Origin of the sequence: Pseudomonas sp. USTB-Z (assembly GCF_019691255.1) — a bacterium.
In the GTDB taxonomy this organism is placed as follows: domain Bacteria; phylum Pseudomonadota; class Gammaproteobacteria; order Pseudomonadales; family Pseudomonadaceae; genus Aquipseudomonas; species Aquipseudomonas alloputida.
This window is the reverse complement of sequence record NZ_JAECZP010000009.1, coordinates 1-23292: the sequence shown is the minus strand read 5'-3', so window position 1 is coordinate 23292 and position 23292 is coordinate 1. Positions and strand designations below refer to the sequence as shown.

At 63.0% G+C, this 23292-nt stretch carries 21 protein-coding genes; 11 read left to right on the top strand and 10 right to left on the bottom strand.

All coding sequences use genetic code 11. The annotated features are described in order from the left end of the window. Positions 1-65: 65 nt before the first annotated feature. The 4 genes from I8746_RS12435 to I8746_RS12420 all read right to left on the bottom strand — a co-directional run bounded on the left by I8746_RS12435 (position 66) and on the right by I8746_RS12420 (position 4385). The gene (locus I8746_RS12435; RefSeq protein WP_221100727.1) at positions 66-1022 is read right to left on the bottom strand and encodes a FecR domain-containing protein; all 957 of its coding nucleotides are present in this window, start codon (positions 1020-1022) and stop codon (positions 66-68) included. Continuing rightward, a complete protein-coding gene (locus tag I8746_RS12430) occupies positions 1019-1537 on the bottom strand; it encodes an RNA polymerase sigma factor (RefSeq protein WP_003255629.1) in 519 nt (172 codons plus the stop codon). The genes I8746_RS12435 and I8746_RS12430 overlap by 4 nt, the downstream gene beginning before the upstream one ends. A gap of 203 nt (positions 1538-1740) precedes the next feature. Beyond that, entirely contained in the window at positions 1741-2451 is a 711-nt protein-coding gene (locus tag I8746_RS12425; RefSeq protein ID WP_011953275.1) for a PolC-type DNA polymerase III, read from the bottom strand. Beyond that, positions 2448-4385, bottom strand: a complete 1938-nt coding sequence (locus I8746_RS12420) for a putative nucleotidyltransferase substrate binding domain-containing protein (RefSeq protein WP_014755106.1) — start codon at positions 4383-4385, stop codon at positions 2448-2450. The genes I8746_RS12425 and I8746_RS12420 overlap by 4 nt, the downstream gene beginning before the upstream one ends. A 116-nt stretch (positions 4386-4501) precedes the next feature. Here I8746_RS12420 and I8746_RS12415 point away from each other — a divergent pair, with 116 nt between their 5' ends. Further along, positions 4502-5047, top strand: coding sequence for a response regulator (locus I8746_RS12415; protein WP_011953277.1), 546 nt, complete (start codon positions 4502-4504; stop codon positions 5045-5047). 43 nt (positions 5048-5090) lie between these two features. Here the strand turns inward: I8746_RS12415 and I8746_RS12410 are convergent, their stop codons facing one another. Continuing rightward, positions 5091-7268, bottom strand: a complete 2178-nt coding sequence (locus I8746_RS12410) for a malate synthase G (protein ID WP_003255621.1) — start codon at positions 7266-7268, stop codon at positions 5091-5093. A gap of 449 nt (positions 7269-7717) precedes the next feature. Between I8746_RS12410 and I8746_RS12405 the strand changes: the two genes are divergently transcribed. Further along, positions 7718-8236: a glycine cleavage system protein R gene (locus I8746_RS12405; protein WP_003255620.1), complete on the top strand. Its 519-nt coding sequence runs from the start codon at positions 7718-7720 to the stop codon at positions 8234-8236. 328 nt (positions 8237-8564) lie between these two features. Here I8746_RS12405 and rarD read toward each other — a convergent pair whose 3' ends face one another. The 4 genes from rarD to I8746_RS12385 all read right to left on the bottom strand — a co-directional run bounded on the left by rarD (position 8565) and on the right by I8746_RS12385 (position 12194). Further along, complete coding sequence (rarD, locus tag I8746_RS12400; protein ID WP_003255619.1) at positions 8565-9452, bottom strand: EamA family transporter RarD; 888 nt, start codon at positions 9450-9452, stop codon at positions 8565-8567. A 64-nt stretch (positions 9453-9516) separates the two neighbouring features. After that, on the bottom strand, positions 9517-10491 hold the full coding sequence (locus tag I8746_RS12395) for a serine/threonine protein kinase (RefSeq protein ID WP_004577117.1): 975 nt from the start codon (positions 10489-10491) through the stop codon (positions 9517-9519). Positions 10492-10649: 158 nt separating this feature from the next. Beyond that, positions 10650-11414, bottom strand: a complete 765-nt coding sequence (locus I8746_RS12390; RefSeq protein ID WP_011953279.1) for a TOBE domain-containing protein — start codon at positions 11412-11414, stop codon at positions 10650-10652. A 48-nt stretch (positions 11415-11462) separates the two neighbouring features. Continuing rightward, positions 11463-12194, bottom strand: coding sequence for a ComF family protein (locus tag I8746_RS12385; protein WP_014755111.1), 732 nt, complete (start codon positions 12192-12194; stop codon positions 11463-11465). An 89-nt stretch (positions 12195-12283) separates the two neighbouring features. Between I8746_RS12385 and bioB the strand changes: the two genes are divergently transcribed. The 9 genes from bioB (at position 12284) to I8746_RS12340 (ending at position 22832) form a co-directional block, all read left to right on the top strand. Further along, complete coding sequence (gene bioB, locus I8746_RS12380; protein ID WP_011953281.1) at positions 12284-13342, top strand: biotin synthase BioB; 1059 nt, start codon at positions 12284-12286, stop codon at positions 13340-13342. A gap of 1 nt (position 13343) precedes the next feature. After that, a complete protein-coding gene (bioF, locus tag I8746_RS12375) occupies positions 13344-14516 on the top strand; it encodes an 8-amino-7-oxononanoate synthase (RefSeq protein ID WP_014755112.1) in 1173 nt (390 codons plus the stop codon). Beyond that, the gene (locus tag I8746_RS12370) at positions 14509-15240 is read left to right on the top strand and encodes an alpha/beta fold hydrolase (RefSeq protein WP_003255608.1); all 732 of its coding nucleotides are present in this window, start codon (positions 14509-14511) and stop codon (positions 15238-15240) included. Before bioF ends, I8746_RS12370 begins: the two co-directional genes overlap by 8 nt. Continuing rightward, positions 15233-16051 carry a malonyl-ACP O-methyltransferase BioC gene (bioC, locus tag I8746_RS12365; RefSeq protein ID WP_017148051.1) on the top strand — a complete coding sequence of 273 codons (819 nt, stop codon included), beginning with the start codon at positions 15233-15235 and terminating at the stop codon, positions 16049-16051. The genes I8746_RS12370 and bioC overlap by 8 nt, the downstream gene beginning before the upstream one ends. Positions 16052-16061: 10 nt before the next feature. Beyond that, entirely contained in the window at positions 16062-16742 is a 681-nt protein-coding gene (bioD, locus tag I8746_RS12360) for a dethiobiotin synthase (RefSeq protein WP_003255605.1), read from the top strand. 211 nt (positions 16743-16953) lie between these two features. Then, complete coding sequence (locus I8746_RS12355) at positions 16954-17250, top strand: hypothetical protein (protein ID WP_003255603.1); 297 nt, start codon at positions 16954-16956, stop codon at positions 17248-17250. A gap of 288 nt (positions 17251-17538) precedes the next feature. Further along, positions 17539-19344 carry a phenylacyl-CoA dehydrogenase gene (locus I8746_RS12350; RefSeq protein WP_010951720.1) on the top strand — a complete coding sequence of 602 codons (1806 nt, stop codon included), beginning with the start codon at positions 17539-17541 and terminating at the stop codon, positions 19342-19344. Between the two features lie 301 nt (positions 19345-19645). After that, positions 19646-20929, top strand: coding sequence for a diguanylate cyclase (locus I8746_RS12345; RefSeq protein WP_014755114.1), 1284 nt, complete (start codon positions 19646-19648; stop codon positions 20927-20929). Positions 20930-21053: 124 nt separating this feature from the next. After that, positions 21054-22832 carry an acyl-CoA dehydrogenase C-terminal domain-containing protein gene (locus I8746_RS12340; protein ID WP_003255600.1) on the top strand — a complete coding sequence of 593 codons (1779 nt, stop codon included), beginning with the start codon at positions 21054-21056 and terminating at the stop codon, positions 22830-22832. Between the two features lie 253 nt (positions 22833-23085). On the opposite strand, the gene I8746_RS12335 is transcribed toward I8746_RS12340, so the two are convergent. Beyond that, the coding region (locus I8746_RS12335) for a hypothetical protein (protein ID WP_221100726.1) at positions 23086-23292 on the bottom strand (207 nt) is incomplete at its 5' end.

Below are 23292 nucleotides of genomic sequence, written 5' to 3'. Positions count from 1 at the left end.
ACCCGCGAATACGGTGGTGGCGGCAACGGTGAACGGCGGGTGGAAATTTGGCCAGCAGGCCCGGCCTATTTGGACGTGACGTTCACCCACCACTGCGTATGCCGCTCGATCTTCACCGGCAACGCCGGCACCAGCGAGGCCAGCGCCAGGTCGGTGTTGGTCAGCGGGAAGCTGCCGGTCACACGCAGGTCGGCGACCTTGGCATCCACCCCGAGGTAGCCGCTGCGGTACTGGCCCAGTGTGGCGAGCAGGTCGCCCAGGCGTACGTTGTCGACCACCAGCATGCCGCGGGTCCAGGCATCGGCACCGGCAGGCACCGTGCCAACCTCGCCGATGCCGTCGGCGTTCATCAACACCTGCTGGCCTTCGCGCAGCACCTGTTCGTCGCCGCTGTTATGCGGCATGGCGGCGACCGAGGCTTGTAGCACTTCCAGGCGCGTACCGTCGGCTTCGCGGCGCACCAGGAAGCGCGTGCCCAGTGGCCGCAAGCGACCGTCCTCAGTGCGTACCAGCAGCGGGCGCGAGTCCTGGTGGCCGGTTTCGACCGAGATTTCGCCTTGGTGCAGCACGATCACCCGTTGCGCGCCGGCGTAGTCGATGTCTACGGCGGTGTGGGTGTTCAGGCTCAGCAGTGTGCCGTCTTCCAGGCGCAAGGTACGCAACTCTCCCGTGGCGGTGCGCTGGTCAGCCAGCCAGTAGCTGGGTGCCAGCGACGGGGCGCCGCCCCATGCCAGCAGCGCGCCGAGCAGAAACGTGCCAGCCAGCCCGCCGCCAACCTTGCCAATGCGTCGCCGCAGGCTGGCGCGTGATTGCAGCAGCGCCTGGCGTGCCGGGCCAGCCGCCGCGCTAACGCGTTGGTCCATGGCGCCGAGCTGGCGCCAGGCACGTGCGTGCTCTTCGCTGGCGGCATGCCAGCGCATGAATTCATTGCGCTCATCAGGCGTGCTGCTGCTGTCGCCGAGGCTGAGTTTCCAGGCAATCGCGGCTTCCAGGACCCGGGACGAAACCGGGACGTTGCTCACGTCGGCTCCCCATACAGGGCTACATAGCACTGGCGCATCCCTTGGGCGATGTACTGGCGCACCCGCGACACCGAAACGCCAAGGCGCTCGGCAATCTCGGCATGGCCCATGCCGTCCAGGCGGCTGTGCAGAAACGCCGCGCGAGCCTTGCTCGACAGCTTGCCGAGCAGGCGGTCGATGGCTTTGAGGTCTTCAAGGATCAGGTGCTGCATTTCTGGCGACGGCTGTTCGGCTTCAGGGATCAATGCCAGCTCGGCCAGGTAGGCTTGTTCCAGCGCGGTGCGACGGAAGTGGTCGAACATCAGCCCCTTGGCCACGGCGGCCAGAAACGCGCGGGGTTCGCGGGGTGTCTCCAGTTGCTCACGACCAAGCAGGCGCACGAAGGTGTCCTGGCTCAGGTCTTCGGCACGTTGGCGGCAGGCCATGCTGCGTTGCAGCCAGGCGAGCAGCCAGCCGCGGTGGTCGCGGTACAGCGCACCGACCAGATCGGCGTGTGGGCTTTGTGCAGAAGACAAGCAGCGTCCCCCTGGAACGAATGCATTAACTAACGATAATTATTCTCGATTGTTGCAGAGGGGAGGGGGTGGGTGCAATGGACGCTTATCGGATTGCCATCATGGGGCTTGGTTTGAGTTATGTGGCGCCGGTGAGATCAAGCTTGCTCGCGATACGCCGCGCGGGCGGCGCTCAATCTCACCGGCGCTGCAAATCCCACGCCTTACAAACCATGACTCTGCATCTTGCGCCGTCGCCACCCGCGCAACCGTTGCTCCAGCTGCAGCGGGCTGTCCAGCTGCTGGCGCCGGGCCTGGCTGAACAGGATCAGCGCCAGTTCTGCAGTCACCTGGGCATCGGCACTGGCATGATGGCGTTCTTCAACCTGCAAGCCAAACCGTGCCACCCAGTCATCCAGCCCGGCCTCGCGCAGTACCGTGTCTGGGTTGAGCATCGGTGCCAGTTCGGCAACGTCTAGGAACATTGACTGCAAGCGATGCCCAAGGGTCTCTTTCAGCGCACGGGCCAGCATGCGCTGGTCGAATGGCGCGTGAAACGCCAGCACCGGGCTGTTGCCAATGAAATCGAGTAAATCCAGCAAGGCCTCGGCCGGGTCGCAACCGGCAGCCAATGCGCTGGGGCCCAAGCCGTGGATCAGTACGCTGGCGTTGGTCTTCTGCAAAGGCCGGTGCAGTGTGCGTTCGAACTGCTGGGCAAAGTCGATGGCACCGTCTTCGATGGCCACCGCCCCAATCGACAGTACCTGATCACGGTTGGGGTTGAGCCCACTGGTTTCCAGGTCCAGCACCACCCAGCGCTGCTCACGCAGGGTACATACCCCCAGCGGCACGGGCTTGGGCAACCGGGCCAGGCGCTGGCGCTTGGCGTGGTCCAGCTCGGGCGCGCTGGGGCGTAGCCAGGCGAACAGGCTCATAGCTGATACCGCAAGGCCAGGCTGCTTTGCAGGCGCTGAGCCTGGCGCAGCGACTCGCGCAGGATGCGCCGGTCCAGGTGGTTGAGGCTGTCCGGGTCGAGCCGGTTGGAGTAAGGCAGGTTGTCGCGAATCTGGCGTTGGTGCTGCTGCATGCGGGTTTGCTGGATGAAGTGGTAGGCCTCTTCATAGGCGGCGCCGTCCAACGGCTCGATCACGCCCTTGGCCACCAGTTGGCGTAGGCGCTCCAGGGTATTGCAGGCTGCTATGCCATTGGCCAGGGCCAGCAAACGGGCACCATCCACGAAGGGCGTCAGGCCCTGGACCTTGAGGTCGAGGGTCGCCGCCTTGTCGTTGCCCTGGCGTGTCAGCACGAACTCGCGCAACCGGCCCACCGGCGGGCGTTGGCGCAGGGCGTTGTCAGCCATCATGCGCTGGAAGATGCGGTTGTCGGCTACCTGTGCCAGCAGGCCCTGGCGCAGTTGCTCGCAGCCTTGCTCGTCGCCCCACACCACACGCAGGTCGAAGTAGATGCTCGAGCCCAGCAGGTTCTCCGGGCTGGCTTCGCGGACAAACCCGGCAAAGCGCCGCGCCCACTCGCTGCGCGACAGGCACAGTTCGGGGTTGCCGGCCATGACGTTACCCGTGCACAGGGTGAAACCGCACTGGGCCAGGCATTGGTTGATGTATTGCGCCAGCGGCAGCAGGCGAGCGCGGATGGCGTCGGCCTCGGCGCTGTCGACTGCTTCGAAGAGGATGCCGTTGTCCTGGTCGGTGTGCAGGGTTTGCTCACGTCGCCCTTCGCTGCCAAAGCACAGCCAGCTGAACGGCACGCCCGGGTCGCCACGTTCGGCCAGGGCCAGTTCGATGACCCGGCACACGGTATGGTCGTTGAGCAAGGTAATGATCTGGGTGATCTGCGTCGACGATGCGCCATGGGCCAGCATGCGTTCTACAAGCTGGCTGATTTCGCCGCGCAGCGAAACCAGCGTATCCAGGCGTGGCGCATGGCGTATGGTGCGCGCCAGGTGAACCAGATCGACCCGTTGCAGGGAGAACAGGTCGCGCTCGGAAACCACGCCGCACAGGCGTCCGTTTTCCACCAGGCAGACATGGGCAATATGCCGCTCGGTCATGGCCATGGCGGCATCGAAGGCGCTGGCCTGGGGTGGGAGGTAGAACGGTTTGGCGGTCATGTGCCGGTCGATGGCGGCGCCCAGGTCGGCATCTACTGTCGCCACCACCTGGCGCAGGTCGCGCAAGGTGAAGATACCGATGGGGTAGCGCTGCGGGTCGACCACCACGATGCTGCCCACCTGTTGCTCGTGCATCAGCCGCACGGCTTCGCGCAGGGGCGTATGGGCGCTGCACACCACCGGGTGACGCATGGCCAGTTCACCCAGGGGGGTGTTCAGCGAGTATTGGGTGCCGAGGGTTTCCACAGCGCGCTGGCGTACTTGCTGATTGACCTGATCAAGCAGGCTGCTGACACCGCGCAGGGCAAAATCCCGAAACACTTCAGACATCGAGAACACGCGGATGAATGCGGCCTTGTTCAGTTGCAGGCAGAAGGTGTCTTCCCCGGCCAGGTGCTCGGTGCGGGTTGCCCGCTCACCCAGCAGGGCTGCCAGCGGGAAGCACTCCCCGCTGGTGATCTCGAACGTGGTTTCGACACCCGGTTTGGCCAGGTGCTGGCGCTCGCCAACCACGCGGCCTTGCTTGACGATGTAGAAGTGCTCGACCGGCCCGTCGGCAGGTTTGACGATGCTTTCACCGCAGGCGTAGAAGCGCAGCTGGCACTGCTCGACCAAGAAGGCCAGGTGGCTGTGCTCCATCTGATTGAACGGCGGAAAGCGCTGCAGGAACTGCAATGTGCCTTGGATGTTTTGCAGTACCGCTGTCTTGCCCGCCTGGCTGTAGGCGTCCTTTTTGCTCATGAAACTGACCGTATCGCTATGCCGAACTATATATATCTATATATAGGTACCGGCCATGTTGTTCTCTGCCTCCATGGTCGGCTTGCGGCGGGGTGGTGCCCATTGGACGTAAGTCTATGAGCGCCCTTGTCAAAGACCCGACGAAAGGCGAAACGGGTTACGCAAGTAATGCGGTCCTAATGCTGAAGCGGAATTATTTTGACGAGACAAGCATGCCCGAGCACACCGACATCCTGAGCGACGCCGAGCGCGAGGCCTTGGCCGTGATAAACCAAAGTGCGCCTGTGGAAGCCAGACCGTTGGTGCTGGTGGTGGATGACAACGCGGTGAACCGCGAGGCGCTGATCCTGTACCTGAAAAGCCGGGGCATTGATGCGGTGGGGGCGGATGGGGCCGAGGAAGCCAGGTTGTACCTGCACTACCAGAAGCGTATCGGGTTGATGATTACCGATTTGCGCATGCAGCCTGAAAGTGGACTGGACTTGATCAGGACAATTCGCGCGTCGGAGCGGGCGGCGTTGTCGATCATTGTGGTGTCGGGTGACACCGATGTGGAAGAAGCAGTGGATGTGATGCACCTGGGGGTGGTGGACTTCCTGCTCAAACCGGTGGATTTGGGCAAGCTGTTGGAGCTGGTGAGGAAAGAACTGAAAATGGGTTGATGCGCCAGGGGGCCGCAAAACGGCACCCTGGCGCAGATGTTACTTACAACCCGTTACGCGCCTTGAACTCGCGGCGACGGCGGTGCAGTACCGGTTCGGTATAACCGTTCGGTTGCTTGCCACCTTCCACCACCAGTTCCACAGCCGCCTGGAACGCCACGTTGTCGTCGAAGTTCGGCGCCATCGGGCGGTACAGGGCGTCGCCAGCGTTCTGCTGATCGACCACCACGGCCATGCGCTTGAGGCTTTCCAGCACCTGCTCCTGGCTGACCACGCCGTGGCGCAGCCAGTTGGCCAGCAGCTGGGCAGAGATGCGCAGGGTGGCACGGTCTTCCATCAGGCCGACGTTGTTGATGTCCGGCACCTTCGAGCAACCTACGCCCTGGTCGATCCAACGCACCACGTAGCCGAGAATGCCCTGGGCGTTGTTGTCCAGCTCGTTGCGGATCTCTTCGGCCGACCAGTTGGTGTCGGCAGCCAGCGGAATGGCCAGAATGTCGTCCACCGACGCCGGGGTACGTGAAGCCAGTTCACGCTGGCGCGCCTGTACGTCCACCTTGTGGTAGTGCAGGGCGTGCAGGGTGGCGGCAGTTGGCGACGGTACCCAGGCGGTGTTGGCACCGGCCAGCGGGTGGGCGATCTTCTGCTCGAGCATGGCGGCCATCAGGTCAGGCATGGCCCACATGCCTTTGCCGATCTGCGCACGGCCTTGCAGGCCGGTGGCCAGGCCAACGTCGACGTTGTTGTTTTCGTAGGCGCCGATCCACTTCTCGTTCTTCATGGCACCTTTGCGCACCACGGCGCCGGCTTCCATCGAGGTGTGGATTTCATCGCCAGTGCGGTCAAGGAAGCCGGTGTTGATGAACGCCACGCGCTCGGCGGCTGCCTTGATGCAGGATTTGAGGTTGACCGTGGTACGGCGTTCCTCGTCCATGATGCCGACCTTGACGGTGTTGCGCGGCATGCCCAGCAGGTCTTCGACCTGGCTGAAGATCTCAGCGGCGAAGGCCACTTCCTCAGGGCCGTGCATCTTCGGCTTGACGATGTACACGCTGCCGCTGCGGGTATTCTTGCGGCTGGTGTTGCCGTTGAGGTTGTGCAGGGCGATCAGGTTGGTGAACAGCCCGTCCTGGATACCTTCGGGGATTTCGTTGCCTTGGGCATCGAGGATCGCCGGGTTGGTCATCAGGTGGCCAACGTTGCGCACGAACAGCAACGAACGACCGTGCAGGGTCACGCTGCCGCCGTTAGGCGCCGCGTACTCGCGGTCCGGGTTCATGGTGCGGGTGAAGGTTTTGCCACCCTTGCTCACGCTTTCGGCCAGGTCGCCTTTCATCAAGCCCAGCCAGTTGCGGTAGACGATGACTTTGTCGTCAGCGTCTACGGCTGCAACCGAGTCTTCGCAGTCCATGATGGTGGTCAGTGCCGACTCCATCAGGATGTCTTTGACGCCAGCGGCGTCGGTGCTGCCGACGGGGGTGCTGGCATCGACCTGGATTTCGAAGTGCAGGCCGTTGTGCTTGAGCAGCACGGCAGTCGGCGCGGCGGCGTCGCCGTGGAAGCCGATCAGTTGCGCATCGTCGCGCAGGCCGCTGTTGCTGCCGCCTTTCAAGGCAACAACCAGCTTGCCGCCTTCGATGCGGTAGCCCGTGGAGTCAACGTGCGAGCCGGCGGCCAGTGGCGCGGCTTCGTCAAGGAAGGCGCGGGCGAAGGCGATGACCTTGTCGCCGCGTACCTTGTTGTAACCCTGGCCTTTTTCGGCGCCGCCTTCATCGCTGATGGCGTCGGTGCCGTAAAGGGCGTCGTACAGCGAACCCCAGCGGGCGTTGGCGGCGTTCAGGGCGAAGCGGGCGTTCATCACCGGAACGACCAGTTGTGGGCCGGCCATGTGGGCGATTTCTTCGTCCACGTTCTGGGTGGTGGCCTGGAAATCGTCGGCTTGTGGCAGCAGGTAGCCGATTTCCTGGAGGAATGCTTTGTAGGCTGCGGCGTCGTGGGCCTGGCCTTTGCGTGCCTGGTGCCAGGCGTCGATCTTGGCTTGCAGCTCGTCGCGCTTGGCGAGCAGGGCTTTGTTCTTTGGAGCGAGGTCATTGATGATCTTCTCTGCACCCGCCCAGAACTGCTCGGCGACGATGCCGGTCCCGGGGATGGCTTCGTTGTTCACGAAGTCGTACAGGACCTTGGCGACCTGAAGGCCACCGACTTGAACGTATCCAGTCATTGCTTGCCTCACTCTGCTCAGCTATTTCGCTCTTCTGTATTAAGCCTGTAGCGCTTCTCTAAACACGGCACCAGTGCATGCCACCGGTTATGCTCGGGGGCGGCTGGGTGCGGCCTACCAGACAGGCTGGTGGGCAGTGTGCGTATTTTCACAGGCGCCTTGGCAGACATCCAAACGACGTTTTGTAGTCCGCGCCACGGGATACTACATGAAGCAGTAGGCGGGGCAAAATCAGACTAAAAGCGCCGTTATGCGACCCGTTGGTCGCGTATGGTCACGCTGGGAGTGGGTATGTTCGCAAAAAACAGGTGGATTGTTCCAGATAAATCTTGAAACAGTACACGATTGGCTGTGCAGATTGCCCTGCGGCAGGTTGCCGCGCCTTGCCTATACTGACTCGATCCCCCGATTTTCTGCCGCCCGGCGCGGTCCGACACGAGGAAGGGCTTGTGGATCATCTTGTACTGACTGTAATTGCCCCTGACAAGGCCGGCCAGGTCGAACGTATTGCCCAGTGCATCGCCGACCACAGTGGTAACTGGCTGGAAAGCCGCATGTCGCGTATGGCCGGGCAGTTTGCTGGCATTCTGCGGGTGGCGGTGCCGGCAGAGAATTACGCCGAGCTTGTGGCCTCGCTGCAGGGGCTGGCCAGGTATGACATTCGCGTGCTGATTGCCGAGAGCGGGATCGAGCCGTCGTGCACCTGGAAGCCAATTGCCATGGAGCTGGTGGGTAACGACCGGCCGGGGATCGTGCGGGACATTACCCGCTTGCTGGCCGAGTTGCAGGTAAACGTCGAGCGGTTTTCCACAGACGTGCAGCCGGCGCCGATGAGCAGTGAGCCGTTGTTCCACGCCGACGCATTGCTGGCGTTGCCGTTGACCTTGCCGCTGGAAGAACTGCAGCAGCGGCTGGAGAGCCTGGCGGATGACTTGATGGTGGAGTTGAAGCTGCGGGCAGAGGATTGATCAGCAATTGCCGGGGCCGCTTTGCGGCCCTATCGCGACACAAGCCCGCTCCCACATGGTCCTGCGTACACCGGACAAATGTGGGGCGGCCTTGTGTTGCGAAGCGGCCATCTGCGGTTATCCCGATATCACGGGGAAGGCCCTGTGGATAACCTGGGGGTGTACCTCTCCAGCCCAGGTATCACGTGCCTTGTACTGTTTTGCTCAAAAAATGCTCAATTATCAGCAGCTTGTGCACAAAGCGCGGGGACGAGGGTGTGGATAACCTATGGAGATGTCTCTGCAGGCCAGGCGCTACATGGCCTGCAGATCTTTGATCGTTTTCTGATCAGCTACGTTTGCGCAAGTTCAGCCATGCATCGACGCTGTAAATCGCCAAACCTGCCCAGATGAACATGAAGGCCGCCAGGGTGCTCGACGACAAATGCTCATCGAACAGCACTACAGCCTGCAACAGCACCAAGGTCGGTGCCAGGTACTGCAGGAAGCCCAGCGTGGTGTACGGCAGGTGCCGTGCGGCGGCGTTGAAGCATACCAGCGGCACCAGCGTCACCGGCCCGGCCGCCATCAGCCACAGCGCCTCGCTGCTGGTATAGAACGCGCCCTGGGCACTCATCGCGGCCGGGTGCAGCAGCAGCCAGCCAAGGGCCAGCGGCACCAGCATCCAGGTTTCCACCACCAGGCCGGGCAGTGCCGCCACCGGCGCCTGCTTACGGATCAGCCCATAGAAGCCGAAGCTCAACGCCAGCACCAGTGACACCCACGGCAGGCTGCCCACTTGCCACACCTGCTGCGCCACACCCACGGCAGCCATGCCCACCGCCAGCCATTGCAGGCGGCGCAGGCGCTCGCCAAGAATCAGCATGCCCAGCAGTACGTTGATCAGCGGGTTGATGTAATAGCCCAGGCTGGCCTCGAGCATACGGCCGTTGTTCACCGACCACACGTAGGTCAGCCAGTTACCGGCGATCAGTGCCCCGCTCAGTGCCAGGATGCCCAGCCGGCGCGGGTTGTTGCGCAGTTCCCGCCACCAGCCGGGGTGTTTCCACACCAGTAGCAGCAGCGAGCCGAACAGTGCTGACCAGAGCACCCGGTGGACAATGATTTCCACCGCCGGGACGCTCTGGATTGCCTTGAAGTAGAGGGGGAAAAGGCCCCAGATGATGTAGGCGCTCAAGCCCAGTATGTACCCGCGACGCGGGTTTGCGGCGTGCATACAGAATCCTTGCTTAGGTTGCTAAATAAAGCGACGCCTATTGTAGACAGAGGCGGGCGTGCTTCTAGAACAATTTCAGCGGTGCTTCATCCAGCGCCGCCATCTGTTCGCGCAAGGCGAGAATCTGGTCGCCCCAGTAGCGTGGCTGGCCAAACCAAGGGAAGCTGGGCGGGAACGCGGGGTCGTCCCAGCGCCTTGCCAGCCAGGCGCTATAGTGCAGCTGGCGCAGGGCGCGCAGGGGCTCGATCAGGGCCAGTTCGCGCGGGTCGAAGTCGTGGAACTCGTTGTAGCCGTCGATCAGCTCGGCCAGTTGCCCCAGGCGCTCCTCGCGGTTGCCGGCCAGCATCATCCACAGGTCTTGCACCGCAGGGCCCATGCGGCAATCGTCGAGGTCGACCACGTGGTACACCTCGTCACGGTGCATCAGGTTGCCCGGGTGCAGGTCGCCGTGCAGGCGGATGAGCTGGTGTGGTGTGCGAGCGTAGATGTCCTCCACCCGCTTGAGCAGATCGCGGGCCACGGACTCGAACGCCGGCAGCAGTTCACGCGGGACAAAATTACCCTCCAGCAAGGTGTTCAGCGAGGCGTGGCCAAAGTTGTCCACAGCCAGTGCCTCGCGGTGCTTGAACGGTTTGCTGGCGCCCACGGCATGCAGGCGGCCAAGTAACTGACCCAGGCGATACAACTGGTCGAGGTTGCCAGGCTCGGGGGCGTGGCCGCCGCGACGGGGGAACAGCGTGAAGCGGAAGCCCTTGTGTTCGAACAAGGTGCGGTCATCGTGCTGCAGGGGCGCAACCACCGGGACTTCACAGTCGGCGAGTTCGGCCGTGAAGGCGTGTTCTTCAAGGATGGCTGCATCGCTCCAGCGGCCTGGGCGGTAGAACTTGGCAATCAGCGGCTGCGCGTCTTCGATGCCCACCTGGTACACGCGGTTCTCGTAGCTGTTCAGCGCCAGCACCCGCGCATCGCTGAGAAAGCCCAGGCTTTCCACTGCGTCCAGGACCAGGTCGGGGGTGAGGGTGTCGAAGGGGTGGGACATGGTGGCTCCGGAGGGTAAGCGGCGTGGGGACATGGTACCGCTTTATACCGGTGTCGGCCCCTTCGCGGGCGTGCCCGCACATTACGGCCCAGATGCATCGGGTGGTGCGGTCCCTGTGGGAGCGGGCAAGCCCGCGAACCGCGCACCGCGCGGCCAGACTATGCGGGAACCCCGATCAACACATAAGACGGGTGAAACTGTACCCGCACCACACTGCCATCCACGACATGCTGGGCAGCCAACCAGTGCGCATCAGCCATTGCACACAGGGTCTGCCCGTTGCCTAACGCCAGCCTGACTTCACTGGGCCCATCGACCTCTGCCAGCACTTCCTCCACCTTCGTGCAAAGGCAATTGCTCCCCGCTTCGGCCTCTTCCCCCTCCGCCAACAAGCGCACCCACCCGGCCTTGAGCAGCGCCACCACCGTTGTTCCCACTGTCAGCTCCAGGCGCGCAGTGCTGTCGTGGGTGATCAGCGCATCGATCTCCAACCCGCCGCTCAATGCCAGGCTGACGCGGTCATACCGGCCTTCAGGGCGCAGGCCGCTGACCTGGCCCTGCAACTGGTTGCGCGCACTGGTGCGCAGCATCAGGCGCCCGAGCAGGTCGAGGTCGCTGGATTCTTCGGCGGCCTCAAGGATTTGTGCCTGCAGGGCCTGCAGCCGTTGGTACAGGCGCAACACCCGCTCGCCTTCCGGCGACAAGTGCGCACCGCCACCGCCGCGGCCACCGGTGCTGCGCTTGACCAAGGGCTGGCTGGCCAGGTTGTTGAGCTCGTCGATGGCATCCCAGGCCGCCTTGTAGCTGATACCTGCGGCCTTGGCGGCGCGGGTGATCGAGCCTTGTTCGGCAATGTGCTGCAGCAGCGCGATGCGCTGTGGGCGGCGGGCGATGTGCTGGGTGAGAAGGGCGGGTAGGGACATGGGTATTCCGTATACAAGGGTGCTTTACAAAGGGCAGGTCGCGCCTGGTCATACATACCCCGGTTTGGGCGTACGTGCCAGGCAATACACATCCACCCGCCGCGCACCTGCCTTGCGCAGTGCCTGGGCGATAGCCTGCGCAGTGGCACCGGTGGTCAACACATCATCGACGATGGCGACATGCTTGCCTTCCAGTTTGCCCATGACCGCGAACGCCTGGCGCAAATTGCGCTGCCGTGCCTTGGCGCCCAGATGTTGCTGTGCCGGTGTCTCGCGGGTGCGGACCAGCAAACGCTCGTTGCAGGTTACGCCGACGTGCGATGACAACCACCGCCCAAGCATCCCCGCCTGGTTGAACCCCCGCTCGCGCAGTCGACGCCTGGCCAAAGGCACAGGCAACAGCAGGTCAGGGCGAGGCAACCCTTCGGCATAGCGATACAGCAGCCCGTGCCCCAGCAGCTCAGCCATCAGGCGCCCCAAAGGCCATTGGCGATTGTGCTTGAAACGGCTGATCAACGTGTCCACCGGAAAGCCGAAATGCCACAGGGCAATGACCTGATCGAAGGCCGGCAAGCAGCGGCCACACGGGGCGCAGGTCAAGCCGGCCATGGGCAAGGGCAGGGCGCAATGCCGGCACTGATCACCCAGCCAGGGCAGCGCCTGTTCGCAGGTGATGCACAGCGGGTAATGCTGCTCGGCAGGCTCATCACATAACAAGCATTTCTGATTAATAAGTGACCACTTGTAAACCAGTCGCTTCCAGTGCAGTTGACAGTTCATAGGCCTTCCATGACTATGCGAGCTATCCGTGATGCGCTGGCGGGCTTTCCTGTCCCGGCGCCAGCTACAGCCTAAACAAGGAAACGCCGATGAGCGCCAGCACAACTGCAACAACACGTCACGACTGGTCCCTGGCCGAGGTCAAGGCGCTGTTCCAGCAACCGTTCAATGACTTGCTGTTCCAGGCGCAGACCGTGCACCGCGCGCATTTCAACCCCAACCGCGTGCAGGTTTCGACCTTGCTGTCGATCAAGACCGGCGCCTGCCCGGAAGATTGCAAATATTGTCCGCAGTCCGGCCACTACAACACCGGGCTGGAGAAACAGAAGCTGATGGAAGTGCAGAAGGTGCTGGAAGAAGCTGCCCGCGCCAAAGCCATCGGTTCTACCCGTTTCTGCATGGGGGCGGCGTGGAAGCACCCGTCGGCCAAAGACATGCCCTACGTGCTGGAGATGGTCAAAGGCGTCAAGGCCATGGGCCTGGAAACCTGCATGACCCTCGGCAAACTCGATCAGGAGCAGACCAAGGCCCTGGCCCACGCGGGTCTGGACTACTACAACCACAACCTCGACACCTCGCCGGAGTTCTACGGCAGCATCATCACCACACGTACCTACAGCGAGCGCCTGCAGACCCTGGCCTACGTGCGCGATGCCGGGATGAAAATCTGCTCTGGTGGCATTCTGGGCATGGGTGAATCGCTGGATGACCGCGCCGGCCTGCTGATCCAGCTGGCCAACCTGCCGGAACACCCGGAGTCGGTGCCGATCAACATGCTGGTCAAGGTGGCCGGCACGCCGCTGGCTGAGGAAGAGGACGTCGACCCGTTCGACTTTATCCGTATGCTGGCCGTGGCCCGTATCCTCATGCCCAAGTCTCACGTGCGCCTGTCCGCCGGCCGCGAGCAGATGAACGAGCAGATGCAGGCCCTGGCCTTCATGGCGGGCGCCAACTCGATCTTCTACGGCGAAAAGCTGCTGACCACTGCCAACCCCCAGGCCGACAAGGACATGCAGCTGTTCGCACGCCTGGGCATCAAGCCCGAAGCGCGTGAAGAGCACGCCGACGAAGTGCACCAGGCAGCCATCGAGCAAGCGCTGGTCGAGCAGCGCAGCAGCGAGATGTTCTACGACGCCGCGACAGCCTGATATGGCTTTCGACCTGGCAGCGCGCCTGGCCGAACGGCGCGCCGCAGACCTGTATCGGCAGCGGCCATTGCTGGAAAGCCCGCAAGGGCCGGAAGTCGTGGTCGACGGCCAGCGGTTGCTGGCCTTCTGCAGCAATGACTACCTGGGCCTGGCCAACCACCCCGAGGTGATCGCCGCCTGGCAGGCCGGCGCCGAGCGCTGGGGTGTGGGGGGTGGTGCCTCGCACTTGGTGGTTGGCCACAGCACTCCGCACCATCAGGTTGAAGAGGCACTGGCTGAACTGACCGGCCGCCCGCGCGCACTGTTGTTCTCCACCGGCTATATGGCCAATCTGGGCGCCATCACGGCGCTGGTAGGGCAGGGCGACACGGTACTGCAAGACCGCCTCAACCATGCTTCGCTGCTGGATGGCGGGCTGCTCAGTGGCGCCCGCTTCAACCGCTACCTGCACAACGACCCGGCCAGCCTGGCCAGCCGCCTGGACAAGGCGGTCGGCAATACCCTGGTGGTGACCGATGGCGTATTCAGCATGGACGGTGACCTGGCCGACCTACCGGCGCTGGCTGATGTCGCCCGTGCCCGCGGAGCCTGGTTGATGGTTGACGATGCCCATGGCCTGGGTACCTTGGGCGCACAGGGCGGCGGCATCGTCGAGCACTTTGGCCTGGGCGTGGATGACGTACCGGTGCTGATCGGCACGCTGGGCAAGGCTTGCGGCACTGCGGGCGCCTTTGTTGCTGGCAGCGAAGCGCTGATCGAGGCGCTGGTACAGTTCGCCCGCCCCTACATCTACACCACCAGCCAGCCACCGGCGCTGGCCTGCGCCACACTCAAGAGCCTGGAGCTGCTGCGCCGCGAAACCTGGCGTCGTGAGCACCTGGCAGCCTTGATTCGCCAGTTCCGAGAAGGCGCGCAGCAGATGGGGCTGCAGTTGATGGACAGCCCGACGCCGATCCAGCCCATCGTCATCGGCGACAGTGCGCAGGCGTTGCGCCTGTCACGCCTGCTGCGTGAGCGCGGCTTGCTGGTGACGGCCATCCGCCCACCCACCGTGCCGGCTGGCAGCGCACGCCTGCGGGTAACCCTGAGCGCCGCACACAGCGAGGCGCAGGTGCAGCTATTGTTGAATGCATTGGCCGAGTGTTATCCACAGTTGGAGAACGCCGATGCGTAATCGACTTGTTCTATTGCCCGGCTGGGGCTTGGGAACTGCTGCGCTGGAGCCGCTGGCCGCTAGCCTGCGTGCTCAGGACGCCCGCCTGCAGGTAGAGCTGATGCCCCTGCCAGAACTGGCCCACAGCGATGTGCAGGCCTGGATCGACCATCTGGACCGCAAGCTGCCCAGCAATGTCTGGCTGGGTGGCTGGTCACTGGGTGGCATGTTGGCCAGCGCGCTGGCGCACAAGCGTGGCGACCACTGCTGCGGGCTGCTGACCTTGGCCAGCAACCCCAGCTTCCTGGCCCGGCCAGATTGGCCCCATGGCATGGCCGAAGATACCTTCGGCACCTTCCTCGACGGCTGCCGCAACCATACCCAGGTCACCCTCAAGCGCTTCCGTACCTTGTGCAGTGACGGCGCCCTGCAGCCGCGCACCTTGTTGCGTCAGCTGGGTGTCGGCGTGCCGGATACCGACCCGTTGTACCTGGCCACTGGCCTTGAAGTGCTGGCCAAGCTGGACACCCGTGAAGCCTTGCAGGCCTATGGTGGCCCGCAACTGCACCTGTTCGCCGGCAGCGATGCGCTAGTGCCGGCAGAGGCGGCAAAGGCGTTGAGCGAGCTGTTGCCCGATGTAGAAGTGGGCCTGGTCGAAGACAGTTCCCACGCGTTCCTGCTGGAGTATCCGCAGGAGCTGGCGGCGGGCATCAAGAGTTTTCTGCATGAGAGTGGCGATGACTGACCTTTCCCGTCCGACCCTGCCCGGCGCATTGCCAGACAAGCGTCAGGTGGCGGCCTCGTTCTCCCGCGCCGCGGCCAGTTACGACAGCGTGGCGGCCCTTCAGCGCGCTGTAGGCCTGAGCCTGCTGGAGCAGTTGCCGGCAGGCCTGCAGCCGTCACACTGGCTGGACCTGGGCAGCGGCACCGGCCATTTCAGCCGCATGCTGGCCGAGCGTTTCGCCCAGGCCAGCGGCGTGGCGGTGGATATAGCCGAAGGCATGTTGCTGCATGCCCGTCACGTAAAGGGTGGGGCGCAGTATCATGTGGTTGGCGACGCCGAGCGTTTGCCGCTGCGCGATGGCAGCGTCGACCTGGTGTTTTCCAGCCTGGCGGTGCAGTGGTGCGATCAGTTCGCCTGTGTGCTGGCCGAAGCGCAGCGGGTGCTGCGCCCAGGTGGAGTACTGGCCTTCAGCAGCCTGTGCGTGGGCACCCTCGACGAACTGCGCGCCAGCTGGCAGGCGGTGGATGGCCTGGTGCATGTAAACCGCTTCCGCCGTTTCGAAGACTATCAGCGCCTGTGCGCAGCCAGCGGTTTTGAACAGCTTGAGCTGGAGCGGTGCCCGCATGTGCTGCACTACCCGGATGTGCGCAGCCTGACCCACGAACTGAAGGCGTTGGGGGCGCACAATCTGAACCCTGGGCGACCTTCCGGCCTCACCGGCCGGGCGCGAATGCAGGGCCTGCTGCAGGCCTATGAGGCATTTCGCCAGCCTGCGGGGCTGCCAGCCACCTATCAAGTGGTCTATGGTGTGTTGCGCAAGCCACAGGCTTAAGGGGAGCACGATGAGCCAGGCCTTTTTCATTGCGGGTACCGATACCGATGTCGGCAAGACCACCATCGCCGCCGGCCTGTTGCATGCGGCGCGTTTGCAGGGCATGAGCACGCTGGGTGCCAAGCCGGTGGCCTCGGGCTGCACCATGACACCGAAAGGCCTGCGCAATAGCGATGCCTTGGCGCTGATCGACGAAAGCACGGTCAAGCTGCCCTATGAGCAGGTCAATCCGTTTGCCTTCGAGCCTGCAATTGCCCCGCATGTGGCGGCGCGCGAGGCAGGGGTGACGCTGGCTGTGCCAGAACTGCTCGCGGCGATGCGCAATGTGCTGCAACAAAATGCCGACTTCACCCTGATAGAGGGGGCCGGTGGCTGGCGCGTACCGCTGTCGGGCCTGGAGAACCTGTCCGACCTTGCCGTTGCCCTGCGGTTGCCGGTGATTCTGGTGGTAGGCGTGCGGTTGGGTTGCATCAGCCATGCCTTGCTCAGCGCCGAAGCGATCGAGCGTGATGGGCTGCAGTTGGCGGGTTGGGTGGCAAACATCATTGAGCCGCGCACTTCACGCCTGGAAGAGAACCTGGCCAGCCTTGCAGAGCGCTTGCCGGCGCCTTGCCTGGGGCGGGTGCCCAAGCTCAAGCAGGCCAGTGCCGACATGGTGGCTGAGCATCTGCAGCTGGATCTGCTGGATTAGTGTGATGCAGGCCCGGCCTCTTCGCGGGTAAACCCGCTCCTACGAGAGGACGCATACCGTTGTGGGCGCGGGTTTACCCGCGAGGCGGCCAGTGCAGGAATACCCAAGGCCTATCAACTGGCATTGAGCCATTAGGGATTTAAACGGGCCTTTTCGCCCCTAGCCTGTTTTAATTGGGCTGTTCGTCATCCAGCGTCAATGGAGTCCTGACATGGAAATCACCGGTAGCTCCGCCTACTACGCGGGCCTGAGCGCAATCCAGACCGGCCAGAACCGCGTCGATCAGGCTGCCAGCCAGATCGCCAACACCACTGCCGAACGTACCGCCACTAGCCAGTCCAGCGATTTTCAGGCCGAACGCCTGCGCGCGGTCGACCGCAGCCAGCAGATGGACCTGGCCACCAGTGTCGTGCAACAGGCGGTGGGCAAGACCGAAGTCGAGCTCGGCGCGAAGGTCGCCAAGGCATCCGACGAAATGCTTGGCCGGATCATCGACACCTACGCCTGAACACTTGCGTCATCCCCTATTTCAGCGCCTGCCCTTGTAGGAGCGGGCTTGCCCGCGAATGCGTCCGATCAGACAACAATTTTGTCTGGTCGGGCCTCTTCGCGGGCAAGCCCGCTCCTACAGGGGTTTTTGGCATGGCATGACTGATTTGCCATTTTTCGTGGCGTAAATGGCACCATAGTCCATCCTTGACAGAAAGCTGAGCTAAACGTAAGTTTCAAACAACTGTTTGATCGGCTTCCGCCAAGCGCGGGTCACCCCACAGAACTCACCTAGAGGTTCATCGCAATGCCTGACTACAAAGCCCCCTTGCGTGATATCCGCTTCGTTCGCGACGAGCTGCTTGGCTATGAGGCGCACTATCAGAGCCTGCCGGGCTGCCAGGACGCCACGCCCGATATGGTCGACGCGATCCTTGAAGAAGGCGCGAAGTTCTGTGAGCAGGTGTTGTCGCCGCTGAACCGCGTGGGTGACCAGGAAGGCTGCACCTGGAGCGAATCGGGGGTGAAAACCCCAACCGGCTTCAAGGAAGCCTACCAGCAGTTCGTCGAAGGCGGCTGGCCGAGCCTGGCACATGACGTCGAGCATGGCGGCCAAGGCCTGCCAGAGTCGCTGGGCCTGGCCCTGAGCGAAATGGTCGGTGGCTCGAACTGGTCGTGGGGTATGTACCCAGGCCTGTCGCATGGCGCGATGAACACTATTTCTGCGCATGGCACTGCCGAGCAGCAGCACACCTACCTGACCAAGCTGGTGTCCGGCGAGTGGACCGGCACCATGTGCCTGACCGAACCGCACTGCGGCACCGACCTGGGCATGCTGCGCACCAAGGCCGAGCCACAGGCCGACGGCAGCTACAAAGTGTCGGGCACCAAGATCTTCATCTCGGCCGGTGAGCACGACATGGCCGACAACATTGTCCATATCGTCCTGGCCCGCCTGCCGGACGCACCGGCCGGCACCAAGGGTATTTCACTGTTCATCGTGCCGAAGTTCCTGCCCAACGCCGAAGGCGGTGTGGGCGAGCGCAACGGCGTGAGCTGCGGCTCGATCGAACACAAGATGGGCATCCACGGTAACGCCACCTGCGTCATGAACTTCGATGCGGCCACCGGCTACCTGATCGGCCCAGCCAACAAAGGCCTGAACTGCATGTTCACCTTCATGAACACTGCTCGCCTGGGTACCGCGCTGCAAGGCCTGGCCCACGCCGAGGTGGCGTTCCAGGGTGGCCTGAAGTACGCCCGTGAGCGCCTGCAGATGCGTTCCCTGACCGGTCCGAAAGCACCGGACAAGGCCGCTGACCCGATCATCGTCCATCCCGACGTGCGCCGCATGCTGCTGACCATGAAGGCCTTCGCCGAAGGCAACCGCGCGATGGTGTACTTCACTGCCAAGCAGGTGGACATCGTCAAGTACAGCCAGGACGAAGAAGAGCGCAAGAAGGCTGACGCCCTGCTGGCGTTCCTGACCCCGATCGCCAAGGCATTCATGACCGAAGTCGGTTTCGAAGCCGCCAACCACGGCGTACAGATCTACGGCGGCCATGGCTTCATCGCCGAATGGGGCATGGAGCAGAACGTGCGCGACAGCCGTATCTCCATGCTGTACGAAGGCACTACCGGTATTCAGGCCCTCGACCTGCTCGGTCGCAAAGTGCTGATGACTCAGGGCGAAGCACTGAAGGGCTTCACCAAGATCGTGCACAAGTTCTGCCAGGCGCAGGAAGGTAACGAAGCGGTCAAGGAGTTCGTCGAACCGCTGGCGGCCATCAACAAGGAGTGGGGCGAGCTGACCATGAAAGTGGGCATGGCTGCCATGAAGGACCGTGAAGAAGTGGGTGCGGCTTCGGTCGATTACCTGATGTACTCCGGCTATGCCTGCCTGGCTTACTTCTGGGCCGACATCGCCCGTCTGGCCGCCGAGAAACTGGCAGCCGGTACCAGCGAGGAGGCGTTCTACACCGCCAAGCTGCAGACTGCCCGCTTCTACTTCCAGCGCATCCTGCCACGTACCCGTACCCATGTGGCGACCATGCTGTCGGGCGCCAACAACCTGATGGCGATGGACGAAGAGCACTTCGGCCTGTCGTACTGATACTGGCGCTGTACCCAAAACCCGCCTGCCCTGACCGGGAGGCGGGTTTTTTACGTCTTCAGGTTCAGCGTGGTCCCTCGTAGGAGCGGGTTCACCCGCGAAGAGGCCGGCCCTGCTGGCCAATCTCCATCAGCCGTTCACCGTTGCCGGCGCTACCGTATTCGCGGGTAAACCCGCTCCTACAAGGCTCGCGTGGCGGCCGGAAGTTCGTTCATCCAACCGCAAATTCAACTGTTCCAGTGCACTGCCGATGAAGTGAGGGCACAATGCCATTATTGATCTGCCGGGTTGGAGATTACCCTTGTTTCGTTTTAATGCTGTTCGCGCAAGCCACTTCCTGCCGTCGCTGTTCTTGTTGCTGGCAGGGCTCGCCGCAGCCTATGTGAGAGACCTCAGCGTCTTTTTCACATCGCTGTTCAATGTCCTGCCTACCTTGGTTCTACTGCTGGGCGGCGCCTACTGTGCGGTTTACCGCCGCCAGCGTGAGCTGTTCCTGATGCTGACGGTGTACATCGCCTACTTCCTGCTCGATACCCAGACTGACTTCTACCGTGATCATGGCCGCGTGCGTGAGGACGCCGCGGTGATTTTCCACCTGGTCTGCCTGTTGCTGCCGGCGCTGTTCGGGCTGTACGGCGCCTGGCAGGAGCGCACGCACCTGCTGCAGGACCTGGTCGCCCGCGGTGCCGTGCTGTTTGCCGTGGGCAGTGTGGCGGTGGCCCTCCAGCAAAGCTACCCCGAGGCGTTGCTGACCTGGTTGGCGGAGATCCGCTGGCCGGCTTTGCATGGCCACTGGATGAGCCTGATCCAGATGGTCTACCCACTGTTCCTGGGTGTGTTCATTCTGCTGGTGGTGCAGTATCTGCGTGCACCCCGGCCGCTGCACGCTGCGCAGTTGATCGGCCTGCTGGGCATTTTCTGGATGCTGCCGCAAACCTTCATCCTGCCGTTTACCTTGAACATCATGTGCAGCCAGGTAATGTTGATGATCGCCGCAGCCGTGGCGCACGAGGCTTATCAGATGGCCTTCCGTGACGAGCTGACTGGCCTGCCGGGGCGTCGTGCGCTGAACGAGCGCATGCAGCGCCTGGGGCGTAACTATGTGATCGCCATGACCGATGTCGACCACTTCAAGAAATTCAACGACACCCACGGCCACGATGTCGGTGACCAGGTGCTGCGGTTGGTCGCCAGCCGCTTGTCCAAGGTCACCGGCGGTGGCCGCGCCTACCGTTATGGCGGGGAAGAGTTCGCCTTGGTGTTCGCCGGCAAGACTGCCGCGGAATGCGTGCCGCATGTGGAGGCCGTGCGTGAAGTGATCGCCAATTACGTGATGCACCTGCGCGATCAGCACAACCGCCCGCAGGACGATACCGCCGGGCGCCAGCGCCGGGCGGGCAGCGCCGGCGGCACGGTCTCGGTCACCATCAGTATCGGCGTGGCCGAGCGCCAGGCCGATCATCGCAACCCCGAGGCGGTGCTGAAATCCGCCGACCAGGCGCTTTACAGTGCCAAAGGCGCGGGGCGAAATTGTGTCATGGTGCATGGGCGACAATCACTGCGGGGGGCAGTGCGCACGGCGTGACCAGGCGAGACTATACAGTCGGTTGATGACCCTATGTCTCGCAAAAGTTGTTCGGTTACACTGCCAGTAACCCCAGTGTCGCGGTTCCCCGAGACCGCCCCGACCCGACTAGCGAGAGGTTGTCATGGCTGACTATAAAGCGCCCCTGCGCGACATGCGCTTCGTACTGAATGAAGTCTTCAACGTGGCCGAGCAGTGGACGCAGTTGCCCGGGCTGGCCGAGGTTGTCGATGCCGACACGGCCATGGCCGTGCTGGAAGAAGCCGGCAAGGTCACCGCCAAGACCATTGCGCCGCTCAGCCGCGCCGCCGACGAAGAGGGCTGCCACTGGGACAACGGCGCGGTGCGGACCCCAGCCGGTTTCATTGAAGCCTACAACACCTACGCCGAAGGCGGCTGGGTGGGCGTGGGCGGCGACCCGCTGTTCGGCGGTATGGGCATGCCCAAGGCCATCTCGGCCCAGGTCGAGGAAATGGTCAACGCGTCCAGCCTGGCTTTCGGCCTGTACCCGATGCTGACGGCCGGCGCCTGTCTGTCGATCAACGCCCACGCCAGCGAGGCCTTGAAGGAAAAATACCTTCCGAACATGTATGCCGGCGTTTGGGCCGGCTCCATGTGCCTGACCGAGCCGCATGCCGGTACTGACCTGGGCATCATCCGCACCAAGGCCGAGCCCCAGGCGGATGGCAGCTACAAGGTCAGCGGTACCAAGATTTTCATCACGGGTGGCGAACACGACCTGACCGAGAACATCATCCATCTGGTGCTGGCCAAGTTGCCGGATGCACCGGCGGGGCCGAAAGGTATTTCGCTGTTCTTGGTGCCGAAATTCCTGGTCAATGAAGACGGTAGCCTCGGCGCGCGGAACCCGGCCACTTGCGGCTCGATCGAGCACAAAATGGGCATCCAGGCCTCGGCTACCTGTGTGATGAACTTCGACGAAGCTGTCGGCTACATCGTCGGTGAGCCGAACAAAGGCCTGGCGGCCATGTTCACCATGATGAACTACGAGCGCCTGGGCGTTGGCATTCAAGGCCTGGCGTCGGCCGAGCGCTCCTACCAGAACGCCGTGGAGTACGCCCGCGATCGCCTGCAAAGCCGTGCCCCGGCCGGCCCACAAGCCAAGGACAAGGCTGCCGACCCGATCATCGTCCACCCGGACGTGCGTCGCATGCTGTTGACCATGAAGGCGCTGATCGAAGGTGGCCGCGCATTCTCCACTTATGTGGCCATGCAACTGGACAGTGCCAAGTACAGCGAAGACGCCAGCGTGCGCAAACGCAGCGAAGAGCTGGTGGCACTGCTGACGCCGGTGGCGAAGGCCTTCCTCACCGACCTGGGCCTGGAGTGCGCAGTGCACGGCCAGCAGGTATTTGGCGGGCATGGTTACATTCGTGAGTGGGGGCAGGAGCAGTTGGTGCGCGACGTGCGCATTACCCAGATCTACGAAGGTACCAATGGCATCCAGGCCCTCGACCTGATGGGGCGTAAAGTGGTGGCCAGCGGCGGGGCATACTACAAGCTGTTCTCTGACGAGATTCGTCAGTTCATTACCGGTGCAGGCAGCGAATTGGACGAATTCGCCAAGCCACTGGGCGCTTCGCTCGATCAGCTCGACGGGTTGACCGAGTGGGTACTGCAGCAGGCCAAGGGCAACCCGAATGAAATTGGCGCGGCTTCGGTCGAGTACCTGCATGCCTTTGGCTATGTTGCCTATGGCTACATGTGGGCACTGATGGCGCGGGCGGCCCAGGCGGGCGAGGGGGATGCGCCGTTCTATTCGGGCAAGCTGGGCACGGCGCGGTTCTACTTCGCGCGGTTGCTGCCACGGGTGGATTCGCTGGTGGCTTCGGTGAAGGCGGGAAGTGAATCGCTGTACCTGCTGGATGCCGAGCAGTTCTGATCGATTTCTGGGGCTGCTGCGCAGCCCAATCGCGACGCAAGGCCGCTCCCACAGGTATTGCCTAAGTTTGGATAGGTGGGGCCTTGCGTCGCGATTGGGCCGCAAAGCGGCCTCAGCCATCGCATATCTGTGAATGAACTCCCTGTGTAAGCTTTTTCCTACACGACGCGGTGACTTTTCACCACTGTTCTAAGATTGGATCCACTGTTAATCTTTACCACATGGACGTTGCGCAGGAAGCGCATAGGACAGATCAAGGATGACGACGAAGGACCACCTGCCAGGATGGCGGGGCGATACGGATGTCACAGGGAAACAGTCTGGAAAACCCCGCTTCGGCGGGGTTTTCTTTATGGTGCGCCAGGCATGGCGCGTTGCGCGATAGCGCAACCAGCTTGGCTGTGGTGGCCTCGCTGGTGACTTGGGGGTGAAAGTCCTCTACACACCCGGCAAGGGGAAG